Here is a 12,743-nt window from a genome sequence, read left to right on the forward strand (position 1 = left end):
TTACCTGCCGCTTTGTTGACATAGCCCTCTCACATTTCTTAACGTTTCATTAACGAAAAGCAAACGGGGAGCGGCATGATGGCTGCTTGGCGGGGGGCAATCCGCACAGGGGCCTTTTTGGTCCCGACTCTGGCCGGCATCATGACGATGCCCGCCGGAGCGACTGGATTGATGGAGACCGGCGAGCTGACGTCTCAGCCGATCGGACATTACGAGTTCTGCAAGGCAAACCCGGCGGAATGCTCCATCCGGATGCGAGACCGCGGTCCCGAGCATGTTACCAGAACTCTCTGGGCGACCATTTCGCGCGTGAATGCGGAAGTGAACGGCAAAATCCAGCCGATGAACGATATCGACATCTACGGCGCCGAGGAAGTCTGGACCTATCCCTCCACCGGTGTCGGTGACTGCGAAGACTATGTGCTGGAAAAGCGCCGGGCGCTGCACAGGGCCGGGCTTTCCCTTTCCAACCTTCTGATTACGGTGGTCCGAAAGCCCAATGGCGAAGGCCATGCAGTGCTGACGGTCCGCACGGACCGTGGTGATTTCGTGCTCGACAATCTGAATGACACCGTGAAGCTGTGGAGCGCCACCAACTATCGCTACCTCAAGCGACAGGCGAGCAACCACACGGGTCGATGGGTGAGCCTGCGAGAGGGCAACAACCCGGTTGTGGGTGCCGTCAGCGAATAACCAGGGCCGAAGCCTGGCGTATCCCGCTCTGATGCCGAGTGCATCTCAAGCTGTGACTGCCGCCGCTGGCCCCTGCACCCCGTTTTCCTTCCCTTCAGCGGCTTGACAAAATCATAACCACAGAGTTATTGGTTTAATTAATAACCCTTAAGTTATGAGTAAGAATGACACCGTCTCACGACACGCTTTTTCGCACACTGGCCGACCCGACGCGGCGGGCGCTCTTTGAGCGGCTATGCCGCGAGGGTGACCTGACCGTCGCTGTTCTGACGGCGGGTGCCCGCGTGTCGCAGCCGGCGGTTTCCAAGCATCTAGGGGTGTTGAAGCGTGCCGGCCTCGTGCACGACCGTCAGGAGGGACGTCAGACACATTACAGCGCTCGGCTTGAGGCACTCACCCCGCTGAACGATTGGACACGGGAAATGAAGAGCTTCTGGCAAAGCCGTTTCGACGAGATGGAAGACCTCCTCAACAGGATGGACCAATGACAGACACCAGAGGCGAGACCCGCTCGGTGGTGGTGGAACGCGAGATTCCGCATCCTCCAGAAAAGATCTGGCGCGCACTGACACAGCCGCACCTGATCGCCGAATGGTTGATGAAAAACGATTTCGAGGCCCGGGAAGGCCATCGCTTCAGCCTTAGTGCCGATTGGGGGCGGGTGGACTGCACTGTGCTGGTGCTCGAACCGCACAGGGCGCTGTCCTATGCCTGGGACACGAAAGACCTGCGGAGCGTTGTTACCTGGACGCTCACGCCCACCACGAACGGAACGCGGCTGAGGATGGAGCAAGAGGGCTTCGGGGCCGAACAGAAATCCTACTATCAGGGGGCGACGGTTGGTTGGCCACGTTTCATTTCGGAGCTTGAACGGGTTGTGGAGCAATTTGGCTGACCATGTCCGGAACCAGCAAATCCCCATCTGAACTGATAGATGACAAAATTGCCGCGCTGGGCGACTGGCGGGGCGACATGCTCGCCCGGCTGCGCAAGGTGATCCACCAGGCCCTTCCCGATGTGATCGAGGAGTGGAAGTGGCGCGGTGTTCCCGTCTGGTATCATGACGGCATGCTCTGCACCGGAGAAACTTACAGAAAAACAGTGAAGATGACCTTTGCCAAGGGCGCCTTCCTCGAAGACCCGTCGGGGCCTCTTCAATGCCAGCCTGGAAGGCAACACGCGCCGCGCCATCGATTTTCACGAGGGTGATGTAATCGATGCCGACGCACTCGGAGCGCTTGTTCTCGCAGCAGCACATCAAAACGCAGACACCAGAACCAGGAGCAAACGCAAATGAGATGGAAAGTCTGGCTTCGGCAAGCTCACCGCTGGATCTCGATCGCATTCACCCTTGGCGTCCTCGTCAACACCTTTGCTGCGGTTAGTGGCGACGAGCCCCCTGCGTGGATTTATTCCCTTGCGCTTGGGCCGCTTTTCCTGCTGCTTATTACGGGACTGTGCCTCTTTGTTCTTCCCTATCTGGGAGCGCGACGGAGCAGCGCGGAAATCAACGTTCGCTCACGTTCCTGAGTGGAAACGCTCTTTCCCAATCGACCATCGGCTCCGTGAGGCTCCATCGGCACACCGCGTTCTCACGCTGCCTGTGTGCGTTTGTTGCCCGCCACGCGATAGGAAATGGCCTCGGCGATGTGCGGCCTGGAAACAGCCTCGGCGCCGTCGAGGTCCGCCAACGTGCGCGCGACCTTCAGCACCCGATGATAGGCCCGGGCCGAGAAACCGAGCTTCTCGCTCGCGTCCCGGATCAATCCCGTGCAGTCATTGTCGAGCGGCACGATGTCTTCCACAAGAGCGGCGGAACAGGATGCATTCGTGGTCCATGCCGGCAGCCCGCGAGCAGCGTAGCGCTCCTGCTGGATCAACCGGGCTCGTGCGACCCTTTCAGCAACGGCGGTGCTCGACTCCGATCGTTTTACGCTGCCTATAAGATCGCCCGCAGAAACGGCGGGCACATCGATACGCAGATCGATCCGGTCAAGAAGGGGCCCCGATACCCGTGCCTGATAGTCCGTCTCGCAGCGTGGGCCGCGGCGGCATTGATGACCCGGTTCGCCAGCCATACCGCATCGGCAGGGGTTCATCGCGGCAACCAGCTGGATACGCGCGGGATAACTCACGCGATGATTTGCACGAGCGATGACGCATTCCGCCGTTTCAAGCGGCTGACGCAGCGAATCCAGAACCTGGGGTGAAAACTCCGGCAGCTCGTCGAGAAACAGGACGCCATGATGGGCAAGCGACGCTTCTCCGGGCCGCGCTCGCAGCCCACCGCCGACAATTGCCGCCATCGAGGCCGAATGATGCGGCGAACGAAACGGGCGACGATCGGATAGCTTTCCATCCGCCAGTTCGCCCGCGATCGACGCGATCATGGAAACCTCAAGGAGTTCGCGAGGTGAAAGAGGCGGCAGTATGGAGGAAAGGCGCTGTGCCAACATGGACTTTCCGGCGCCCGGCGGCCCGATCATCAGCATGATATGGACAAAAGACCCCTATCGAACTAGATAACCATCATGTCGAATCGGCCCATCGCCAAACCGAAGGCATATTCTTACATCCGGTTCTCGACCCCGGAACAAATGCGGGGCGACAGCTTGCGGCGTCAGACGGAAGCCGCAGAACGCTACGCTGCACTCCATGGGCTAGAGCTAGACGACAAGCTGACATTCCAAGACCTTGGTGTATCCGCTTTTCGGGGACGAAATAGGGCGGAAGGGATGCTAGGCGAGTTCCTAGAGTTGGTCCGATCAGGCGACATAGCCATAGGGTCCTATCTTCTAGTCGAGAACCTTGATCGTGTATCCCGAGAGAACGCGCTGGATGCCCTTGATGCCCTTAAAGACATAGCGAAAGAGGGGATTACGGTAGTAACTCTCAACGATGGGCGAGCGTACACCCATGAGAGCCTGCGTCAAAACCCTGTTGACCTCATGGTCGCGGTGATGGTGTTCATGAGGGCGAACGAGGAAAGCGCAACGAAGGCCAAGCGGCTTCGGGAGGCATGGGGAGCAAAGCGCGCGAGGGCGGAAAAGCAACCGCTAACGAAGCTAAGTCCGGGATGGGTACGCCTTCGAGATGATCGTAGCGGGTTCGATCTGATACCGGAACGGGCAGCTATCGTTCGGCGCATATTCGAGATGGCAATTGCCGGCAAGGGGCAGCAGTCCATTGCCGAGACGCTAAATCGCGAAGGGGTTCCGGTTTTCGGTCGGGGGAAGCACTGGCACCGTTCCTACGTCAAAAAGATGCTGGGCAATCCCGCTGTCATCGGACAGTTCACGCCTCACCGCATGGAAATTATCAATGGCAAGCGAGTCCGTGTCCCCGCCGAGCCAGTAGAAGACTACTTCCCGCAGGCCGTCAGCCGCGAGGTTTTTGAACAGGTGGCAGCCCTCGCGAGCGGGCGCAGTGCGCCGTCGAAAACCGAAGGGGCGATGGCTAACATACTGGCAGGGCTTGCGAAGTGTCCGAGGTGTGGTTCCACCATGACGCGCGTCAACAAGGGCGGGAAGAAGGGCGGCCACCCCTATCTCATTTGCACGAGGGCCAAAGCAGGCGCGGGCTGCACATACCGCAAGGTCCGCCTAGACCACGTAACAAGGGCGATCATTGATAATGCGGGTTATCTCATTGGGGAACTTCCCTCCCCCGAGGCAGACCTGCAAGCGCAATGGGACCAGCTATCTCTAGCCCATGACGTGATGGGCGATGAGATCGAGCGGGTCGTTCAGGCCATAGCAGAGGCCGGACACTCGCCTGCATTGCTCAACCGCCTACGGGCAACAGAGGCCGAGCGTGATCGGATAGCGAACGAACTATCCTCCGTCGCAACAAGAATGGCCGACACCATCACAAACCGCATCGCCAATACGGGCACCGCTCTGTTGGACGCCGTGGGCGAGCAGCCACACGATATTCCGAAGGTCAATGCGGTTCTCCGTCAGCTATTTGGGAAAGTCGTGGTGGACTATCGGAGCGGAAGCCTTGTCTTCCACTGGAATCACGTCCCCGATGCAGCCACGAGCATTGTCTATGGATGGCCCACGGAAACGGACGACGATGACGGGATAATCCCAGCGACATCTTTGCCCCCCTCGTAGCTCCTTAGTGGACGCATTGGACAGAACCATCCGGCTCCCCCTATCGGTCTGGTGCTTCTAGCAATCCCCATGCGTCCCCTTGGGGGCTTCCCCTGCCGCCTGTCGCGGGCGGTACATCATCATCACCACGAGCACAACGGAGGTATCCAATGCGTGATGTTCATTTTCATCGTGTTCCCTCGGTTCTGGTCAAGCTGGCCGACCTTGGCCGAGACATTCGGGACGCCATGGCGGAAGCTGTCAGCCGCCGTGTCGATTTCTTCCATGACGGATGGAAGCCGAGGGGCGTGTTCCTGCGCCTGCCCTTCACCAACATCAGCGCGTGGCTGGAATGGTCGCCAGTCTCGGTAGGCTGGGGCTATGCGGTCAATCCGCCGAGTGACCGGGAGGTTTACCTTGGGCGTGTCAGGGGCGTGGTTTCGGTCGGGTAGATAGATGGTTTCCCTGCAATAGGTTTTTCGTGCTGCGGTGATAACCGTAGAAAGGCGTTGACGGGGATGGGTAGTAATCCCCCTCGCCTTGTCACGATCACGCGTCCACGGTCGCCACCGCAGCACGCTATGGCTGTTTTGCCGCGCGCTCTTGGTTCAACTCGAACAAGCGGGCCAGGATTTCGTCATCTGACAGGTCGGCAGGCCAGCCATAGGCTGCCGCTACGGCTTCATCTAGCGCTTTGTGGGCGTGCTGTAGCCATGCGGGACGTTCGTTGTAGAGATTCGTCAGGGTGCGCTTCTTGAGCTTCTGTGCGGCTTCCTCGTTGATCGGAAGGATACGGTCGGGATAGCCGGGGACAACCTCGGGTTCACGCCGGACAAGATCGGGCGGGTTCAGCCAGTTTTCCCGAAGCTCGTTGAGACGGGCCGCTGCCGTGGCAATGGCGATGGCGTGAGGGTTATCGGCATAGTCCGCAGCCGGGATGTCCGGGGTCAGTCCCTCGGGGAACGGAAAGGTTTCGAAGGTGGTCGTAGGCGTGTAGCGTGCGTCATTTCCTTTGCCGAGCCAAGTGCATGTCCGGGAGAACCAAAGGAAATGTGCGCGGCTATGAAGGAGACCGAACGTGACATCATCATCCCGCGCCACAACTACAGCAGAATTATCGGGGAATTGCGATGTCGGGAAATATCGATAGGTCCGGTGCTTTGACGTAAGTGGCGTGACGATACACCGATCAAGGCCTGAAAGAGCCTGCTTAGCCAGGGTGCCCGGTCGTCCGTGCAGCCACCACTTTTCTCTTCGTCGTTTATCGCGATTGGTAGCTCGTATCGGCTTTACTTCTACATCAACGAAATTGAATGCTCCTTCATAAAGGGCTGCCTCTTCGAGGCATCTTTCCCCAAAGTCAATTATCCAGAGATCAGATACGGCCTCTATGATCGCTCTTCCATTTAACCAGCGCCGCACTACGTCCGCATTTGGCCTGCCGTTGGGATTGAGGGGTGATCTGAGTAGCTCACGCGCAAGAGAGGCGTCTATGTCGAACGGACCGTCTTTCTGCCCCCCAACGTATGCAATTCCCTTGTTTTCCGGCAGCTTCTGAGCGAGCGAAAAGTCTGCCTCACCGGTTTCACTGGTCGCAGTAAGTTTCGAAGTTATATCTTCCACCTCTGAGCCATTTAGCTTCTTTGACGACTTGCTGACTATGGCCTCTGCCGAGACTATCGACACCCGCACAGCAGCACCGTCTACCACCCAAGGCTGGTCCGACCATACGTCAAAAGGCCTAACCCAGCGGAAGATGTCGGCAAGAACAGAACTAGACGCCCCGTATCGAATGGCATTGGTTCCGACCAAACCGAAGCGCCCAGCCTTTCCCTCCTTGATCGCACGGGCTGCTTTGAAGAACCAGTACATTACTAGGTTCGAGCTCGCAGGAACTCGCCCCGCGTAGACACACCTGATTTGAGCAACAGTTGTCGACGGTAGCGTAGAAAGAAATTCCTTGGACCCCAGAAAAGGCGGGTTTCCAACGATGGCATCCACTTCGGGCCATTCAGCTTCGATCCATCGCCCGCCTTCCGTGTCCCCTCCCGGCTCCCATGTCATCAGGGCGTCCCGGCATTCGATGGTTTCCAGCGGTTTCAGGATAGGATTGGTACTGGCTCCGAAGCCGTTGCCGATCATCCACTGAATTTCGCCTATCCAGACCGACACGCGGGCGAGTTCGGCAGCATAAGGGTTGATCTCGATACCCTTGACCACCTCCGGGCCAATCCTCGGAAACCCCCTCGGCAGCCCCAAGGCTTCCGCTTCGACCTGCGCCCGATGCTCCAAGTCCTTCAATGCCCGGAGCGCGAGATACAGGAAATTGCCGGAGCCGCAGGCCGGGTCGAGGACACGGAAATCTGCAAGCCGTTTCAGGTGCGCGTCGAGGACCGCCTGAGCTTGGTTTCTAGCCTTGGTCGCGGTTCCCCCCTTCGATGACGCGGCCCTTGTCCATAAGCGCCGTGATTTCGGCCTTGGCCTTATTCCATTCCGCCGTCAGCGGCTCCACGATGACCGGGTTGATAATCATCATGATCTTGTCCCGGTCGGTGTAGTGCGCGCCAAGCTGGCTGCGCTTGTCCGGGTCTAGCCCACGCTCGAACAGGGTGCCGAGAATGGACGGGTCTACATCGCCCCAAAAGTGCTTCGCCGCCCGATGGACGATGCCGATTTCCTTCTTGTCCAGCGCGAAAACGAGGTCATCGTTGAAGAGGCCGCCGTTGAACCACGCCACCTTCTCGAAGCCGATATGGCCCCCGCTCTTCATCGCGGTGAACAAGCTGCGGGCGAAGCTCTCGAATTGGCTGGGGTCGTCCAATGCCCGCTCCAACATGCGCGAGAAAATGTTGTCGGGCAGCAACTTCACGTCTTCCGCGAACATGCAGAAGACCAGCCGATTGATGAAATGAGCAACCTGTTCGGCATCGTGACCGCGTTGCCGTAACAGCCGTGCAAGTTCCGCAAACTCCCCGGCGACCTCTTCGGTCAGTTGCTGCCGGGTCTTGGATGGTCGCAGCGCATCCGGGTCAGACAGTGCCGCCTTCAACCATCCCCGTTTCTCAGGGTCGCCAAGATCGGCAATGGCGATCTCGTAGACCTTGGAGACTGAGTTGGTCCAGTTGGTGTGGATGCGGATGGTCGTGCCGATATCGGAGACGATCAACAGCGGCGGATTGTCAAGCGCGATGGCGTAGCGTTGAAGCTGGGCAAAGGCCGTGTCGAGGTTTGCCTTGGTGCCCTTGTATTCCCAGCCGAAGTGGCCGCGTTTGAAAACATCCGCGAAACCGTTGCCACCCGTAGTCTTCGATGCGCCAACCTCGAAACCGTAATCCTTGCCGGTCGGGTCAACATCAGCAGGGGTCGGCTCGTCCAGCATCCGGCATAGATCAAGGAAATGCTCTTGTGCCGCAGCGCGTTCTTTGAGCGCCGAGTTCAGCCATTTGGATATAAACTGTTGTGGCGTCATATATTATCAGCGCCCCCTCACGCAGAAACTTGCGGGCACCATATGCCGATCGGTTGATTCGCGACAAGGATAGTGGGGGGACAGATCAAGCCGGTCTCAACGATGTAAGTCTGTTCTCTTCGCTGCGGTTGAGACCGTAGAGCCTCAGTCGCCCGTCTCTAGGTGGTTCCTCCCTGTTTATACCAGTTCGCTCCTACGGTCCCTACGGGTGCGAAAAGATCGAAGCTCAATTACCCCCCACAATAGGAGGGAGCCCCCCTAGGTTTGCATATAGCTTATCTCCATAGGTTAGCTTTAGGCTTCCCTTATGGAAGCTAATAGCTGCGTCCTAGGTCATTCCCTTCATCATCATCTTCCATCAATCCTTTCTGTAAGGCTTAAACCGAATCCTTCTGCCAAGCTCTGACCAAGGGGCTTGCAAGATGATGATTGCTGTTCTCGCCCGAAGACTAACCGTTCCGGTTTCTGGTCTTCATTCTTCAAACCATCCCAGCCGCTTTGCCCGGTGCCTCTGGCCCGTGGTCGTCGGCATGCGACAACCGCAAGGAACCCACATCATGCTGGTCATCAACATTACGAACAACGATAGAGGCCGCAGCTTCACCGCCACCTGCAATGGCATCATCAGCACCCATTCCCGTAAAGACCCGATACCCCCGTTGTGCCGGAGGCTGATAGATCGTGGTCATTCTCCCGAGACGATGGTCATGGTGGTTCGTGGAACAACCCCGATCTTCAAACCCCGGTCGCTTGGCGCATGGGCGGCCTATGATATTGTAGATGACGATAATCGTGGTCTCATCCGCAGGCGCTACAGGCCCTTGCCTGACTTCTCGGGTGATGCTGATATCGCAAGGAAGCCCAATGCGCAGTCGCGCCTCTGCAAGGAAGCGGCCTGAATGTACCCACAGGGTCACGGTGGTAAAGCCGTGGCCCTGTTTTTTCGCGGTCGACTCCATCAGGTATGATGGCGGGTGAGTGTCCCGCGAGAACGTCCATTCTTTCTGCTGCGATAGAAACCGTAGAGGCGCGTCGTGGATGGCCGAAGGGTTTTCCCTTGGGAACAACCTGACGCCGCTCTACGGTCGCCACGGGGTGCGGGAAATGGGCATCCCGTGGCTGCTCTGTTTTACTTTTTGGACAAAAATTCGAGCCACCATCTCAATTATAGGATGATGGCGGTTCCCCCCTCTGCCCCCGATTTTTTGGCGTTTTGCCGGGACCATGTTGCCGGGAGAACATGCCCCCACCCCCTCGGCCAATCGCCACTGTAAAATCCTGCCGGGGAATTTCGTCCTTCCCGGCCACGGTGACGATAGGGCGTTGCGGAAGGGGGGGGGGGTAGCTGGACGGGAGGCAGACCACCACCAACCCCATCGTGACCATCAAGGACGGCAAGGTGTTCGCCAACAGCCGGGACGTGGCGGAGTTCTTTGGGAAGGAGCATCGAAACGTTCTTGCGGACATTGATCGTCTGATTGAACAGGGGGCTGGATTTTCAGCAGACCCCCTACAAGCACCCGCAGAACGGCCAGTTGTACCGCTCCTACGACATGACCCGAGACGGCTTCACCCTGCTCGCCATGGGCTTCACCGGAAGGCGCGCGTTGGAGTTCAATCTGTCCGCTGGGGTATAGGCTAGCGGTCGCCCCTAACCTGACCATGAGCCCTGTACGCATGGGTTGACAACGATCAACGTACATGCCTTTCTACGTACATGATCCATTCGTACATGCGGAGGCAATCTCATGGCAACCATTCTCTATGCCCGCGTCTCGACCGCTGACCAGACCCTTGACCATCAGCGCACCCAAGCCGAGCAGGCTGGATTCGCGATTGATATGGTCATTGCCGACCATGGTGTTTCCGGCGTCTCGACAACCCTTCGCGAGAGACCGGAAGGCCGGAGGTTGTTCGACATGCTACGCAAGGGGGATACCCTCGTTGTCCGCTGGGTGGACAGGCTGGGCCGCAACTATCAGGACGTGACGGACACCATCCGAGAGTTCATGCGCAGGGGCGTCATCATCAGGACCGTCATCAACAACATGACATTCGATGGAGCGACCGCAGACCCGGTGCAAATGGCCGTGCGGGATGCCCTTATCGCCTTCATGGCGGCAACCGCACAGGCGCAATATGAGGCGACCAAGGCGAGCCAGCGGGCAGGCATTGAAGATGCGAAGCTGAATCCGAAGCCGGGAAAGAAGCCGTATCTAGGCCGGAAGCCGAGCTATGACCGGGCGGCGCTGGAGACCGTCAAGAACATGCTGGCGATGGGGACGGCAGGCACCAGCGAGATAGCCAAGGCCACGGGACTGACCCGGCAGACCGTTTTACGCATCAAGGCGGACCCGACCAAGGCCGAGGCCGTTCTGAATGCGTGGGAGTGAGCCGGGGCGTCTATTAGTTTTCGTTAGCCTTGGCCCAGAGCAGGGGACCAAACAAATTGAACCGGGGGGTCTTTTGTTTTCAATATGAGAAGGTTGTGACCGCCGGCGGCCGCCACTTCGAGCACGCGCTTGGCCGCTTCCTGCCCCCTGATGTCTGCGAGGTCGGGCACGCTGGCCGGGGGCGGTCCGAGGGCCGGTTCCGGTCGGCTCATCACCTGGCTGCCCTTGAAGTGATTGGCCACGGCAATGAGACTGCGCGGCGCGAGTATGTCGATATCAACGCTCGCCCACGCTGCTTCCGCGCCGCAGGCATGGGGGCAGATCAACCCGCGCCCCATTGCGTTGGCACCGATTGCGGCAGGCAGAACGCCATTGACCGCAGCTACCGTACCGTCGAGTGAAAGCTCGCCGAGCACCACATAATCATCGAGCACATCAGGCGGGATCGCCCCAAGCGCCGCCATGAGGCCGAGCGCGATGGGAAGATCGTAGTGACTGCCTTCTTTCGGCAGGTCCGCCGGCGCCAGATTGACCGTCACCTTCTTGGGGGGCATCGAAAGACCTGACGCATGGAGCGCTGCCTGCACACGCTCACGACTTTCGGCAACGGCCTTGTCTGCGAGACCAACGATCTGCATGCCCATCTTGCCCGGAGCCACCATCACCTGCACATCGACAGGAAGGGCCTCCACACCTTGAAAGGCCACCGTGCACACATGTGAAACCACGCACCCATCCCCCCTGTCCGGACGCCTCCGACCACAGCCAGAGCACGAAATCCTTCCGTCCTGCAACCGTATTGAAACAGCTTCAGCCGGCCAGATCAAGAACATTTGAAGAACGAACGCACGCAAGGGCTGCAGCCCGGTTGCACAAGGTTGCATGGTCGGAACAAGCGGGGAGGCCCCGCCCGGAGAGCTCCTTGACGGTCCGCAGCCCGTCCACCGCTCCTTGCGGAAAGATCAGGCCTGTGCGCGGCGCGCTTCCACGGCGTCCCAGAAGAGCGCGGCGATATCAGGTCCGCCGAATTTCTTTACCTCGCGCACACCCGTGGGCGAGGTGACGTTGATCTCCGTCAGCAGACCGCCGATAACGTCAATGCCGACCAAGGTGAAACCGCGATCGCGCAGTGAGGGGCCAATGCGCGCGCAGATTTCGCGCTCCCGCTCGGTCAGTTCCGCGTGTTCGGCGCGACCGCCCACATGCATGTTGGAACGGGAGTCGTGTTCCGATGGAACCCTGTTGATCGCGCCAGCCGGCTCACCTTCGATCAGGATGATGCGCTTGTCACCACCGCGCACTTCCTTGAGATAGCGCTGGACGATGAAGGGTTCGCGGAATGCATCCAGAAACATTTCGAGGAGAGAGGCGAGGTTCCGATCCCCCTGCTGCAGATGGAAGATGCCGGCGCCGCCATTGCCGTAAAGCGGCTTGACGATGATGTCCCCATGCTTCTTTCGAAAAGCATCCACCTCGCTCGTGTCGCGCGTTATGAGCGTTTCCGGCATCAGATCACCGAACTCTGTCACGAAGATCTTTTCGGGGCTGTTCCGCACCCAGGCAGGGTCGTTCACCACGAGCGTCTTCGGGTGGATGCGCTCAAGGATGTGCGTCGTGGTGATGTAGTTCATGTCGAAGGGAGGGTCCTGCCGCAGGAGAACCACATCCATCTGCGCAAGATCCACGCGCTCCGGTTCTCCCAGCGTGTAATGGTTGCCCTCTTCGTCGCGCACCGACAGTTCTTGCGCCCATGCGATCACACAGCCATCGACCATGGACAGCCGGTCCGGAGTATAGTGCCAGAGTGGGTAACCACGCGCCTGGGCTTCCAGCGCGAGTGCAAAGCTGGTGTCACCGGCGATCGTGACACCGGAAATGTGATCCATCTGGACCGCGACCTTGAGGGACATCGAAAAAACTCCGCGAGGCTTTGTCGGGCGGCAGATGAGGTTGCTCACGCACCGATGTCAAGACATTCGGAGAAGCCGCGTCCCCGCCGCATCGGAATCGTCCTTGATTCTGCGCCTGGAAACCGGATATTGGATACGATTCCTAAACACTTCCGGTTCATGTTTATGACATGTGATCAAA

Annotated in this window: 11 protein-coding genes and 5 pseudogenes; 11 read left to right on the top strand and 5 right to left on the bottom strand. The window is 58.9% G+C overall.

What is annotated here, in order from left to right; genetic code table 11:
* Window positions 1-141: 141 nt before the first annotated feature.
* From AB2N04_RS02635 to AB2N04_RS02655, 5 genes and pseudogenes are all read left to right on the top strand, one after another.
* A complete protein-coding gene (locus AB2N04_RS02635; protein WP_367716854.1) occupies window positions 142-693 on the top strand; it encodes a transglutaminase-like cysteine peptidase in 552 nt (183 codons plus the stop codon).
* 164 nt (window positions 694-857) lie between these two features.
* Window positions 858-1,181 (top strand): ArsR/SmtB family transcription factor, encoded by a 324-nt coding sequence (locus AB2N04_RS02640; RefSeq protein WP_367716856.1) that lies wholly within the window; start codon window positions 858-860, stop codon window positions 1,179-1,181.
* Window positions 1,178-1,588 carry an SRPBCC domain-containing protein gene (locus AB2N04_RS02645; RefSeq protein ID WP_367716858.1) on the top strand — a complete coding sequence of 137 codons (411 nt, stop codon included), beginning with the start codon at window positions 1,178-1,180 and terminating at the stop codon, window positions 1,586-1,588. The genes AB2N04_RS02640 and AB2N04_RS02645 overlap by 4 nt, the downstream gene beginning before the upstream one ends.
* Before the next feature lie 2 nt (window positions 1,589-1,590).
* A pseudogene (locus AB2N04_RS02650) lies at window positions 1,591-1,990 on the top strand (DUF1801 domain-containing protein).
* Window positions 1,987-2,223, top strand: coding sequence for a hypothetical protein (locus tag AB2N04_RS02655; RefSeq protein WP_367716860.1), 237 nt, complete (start codon window positions 1,987-1,989; stop codon window positions 2,221-2,223). The pseudogene AB2N04_RS02650 and the gene AB2N04_RS02655 overlap by 4 nt, the downstream one beginning before the upstream one ends.
* Window positions 2,224-2,285: 62 nt before the next feature.
* Here AB2N04_RS02655 and AB2N04_RS02660 read toward each other — a convergent pair.
* Window positions 2,286-3,185: pseudogene (locus AB2N04_RS02660) on the bottom strand (YifB family Mg chelatase-like AAA ATPase); the annotation flags it as partial.
* A gap of 105 nt (window positions 3,186-3,290) precedes the next feature.
* Here AB2N04_RS02660 and AB2N04_RS02665 point away from each other — a divergent pair.
* From AB2N04_RS02665 to AB2N04_RS02675, 3 genes and pseudogenes are all read left to right on the top strand, one after another.
* A pseudogene (locus tag AB2N04_RS02665) lies at window positions 3,291-3,677 on the top strand (recombinase family protein); the annotation flags it as partial.
* A 171-nt stretch (window positions 3,678-3,848) separates the two neighbouring features.
* Entirely contained in the window at window positions 3,849-4,811 is a 963-nt protein-coding gene (locus AB2N04_RS02670) for a recombinase family protein (protein WP_367718718.1), read from the top strand.
* A 149-nt stretch (window positions 4,812-4,960) separates the two neighbouring features.
* Complete coding sequence (locus AB2N04_RS02675; protein WP_367716862.1) at window positions 4,961-5,242, top strand: hypothetical protein; 282 nt, start codon at window positions 4,961-4,963, stop codon at window positions 5,240-5,242.
* A 127-nt stretch (window positions 5,243-5,369) separates the two neighbouring features.
* Here the strand turns inward: AB2N04_RS02675 and AB2N04_RS02680 are convergent, their stop codons facing one another.
* Window positions 5,370-7,277: a class I SAM-dependent DNA methyltransferase gene (locus tag AB2N04_RS02680; RefSeq protein WP_367718719.1), complete on the bottom strand. Its 1,908-nt coding sequence runs from the start codon at window positions 7,275-7,277 to the stop codon at window positions 5,370-5,372.
* On the bottom strand, window positions 7,201-8,259 hold the full coding sequence (locus AB2N04_RS02685; protein ID WP_367716864.1) for a type IIL restriction-modification enzyme MmeI: 1,059 nt from the start codon (window positions 8,257-8,259) through the stop codon (window positions 7,201-7,203). The genes AB2N04_RS02680 and AB2N04_RS02685 overlap by 77 nt, the downstream gene beginning before the upstream one ends.
* 557 nt (window positions 8,260-8,816) lie before the next feature.
* On the opposite strand from AB2N04_RS02685, the gene AB2N04_RS02690 reads away from it, so the two are divergent.
* The 3 genes and pseudogenes from AB2N04_RS02690 (at window position 8,817) to AB2N04_RS02700 (ending at window position 10,652) form a co-directional block, all read left to right on the top strand.
* Window positions 8,817-9,158, top strand: a complete 342-nt coding sequence (locus AB2N04_RS02690) for a hypothetical protein (RefSeq protein WP_367716866.1) — start codon at window positions 8,817-8,819, stop codon at window positions 9,156-9,158.
* 521 nt (window positions 9,159-9,679) lie between these two features.
* Window positions 9,680-9,896, top strand: a pseudogene (locus AB2N04_RS02695) (Rha family transcriptional regulator).
* 111 nt (window positions 9,897-10,007) lie between these two features.
* Window positions 10,008-10,652: a recombinase family protein gene (locus tag AB2N04_RS02700; protein ID WP_133674786.1), complete on the top strand. Its 645-nt coding sequence runs from the start codon at window positions 10,008-10,010 to the stop codon at window positions 10,650-10,652.
* Between the two features lie 83 nt (window positions 10,653-10,735).
* Here the strand turns inward: AB2N04_RS02700 and AB2N04_RS02705 are convergent.
* A pseudogene (locus AB2N04_RS02705) lies at window positions 10,736-11,380 on the bottom strand (magnesium chelatase domain-containing protein); the annotation flags it as partial.
* A gap of 234 nt (window positions 11,381-11,614) precedes the next feature.
* The gene (gene gshB, locus AB2N04_RS02710) at window positions 11,615-12,562 is read right to left on the bottom strand and encodes a glutathione synthase (RefSeq protein WP_367716868.1); all 948 of its coding nucleotides are present in this window, start codon (window positions 12,560-12,562) and stop codon (window positions 11,615-11,617) included.
* Window positions 12,563-12,743 lie beyond the last annotated feature (181 nt).

The sequence above is a fragment of the Nitratireductor sp. GISD-1A_MAKvit genome, from assembly GCF_040819555.1.
Lineage (GTDB): Bacteria > Pseudomonadota > Alphaproteobacteria > Rhizobiales > Rhizobiaceae > Nitratireductor.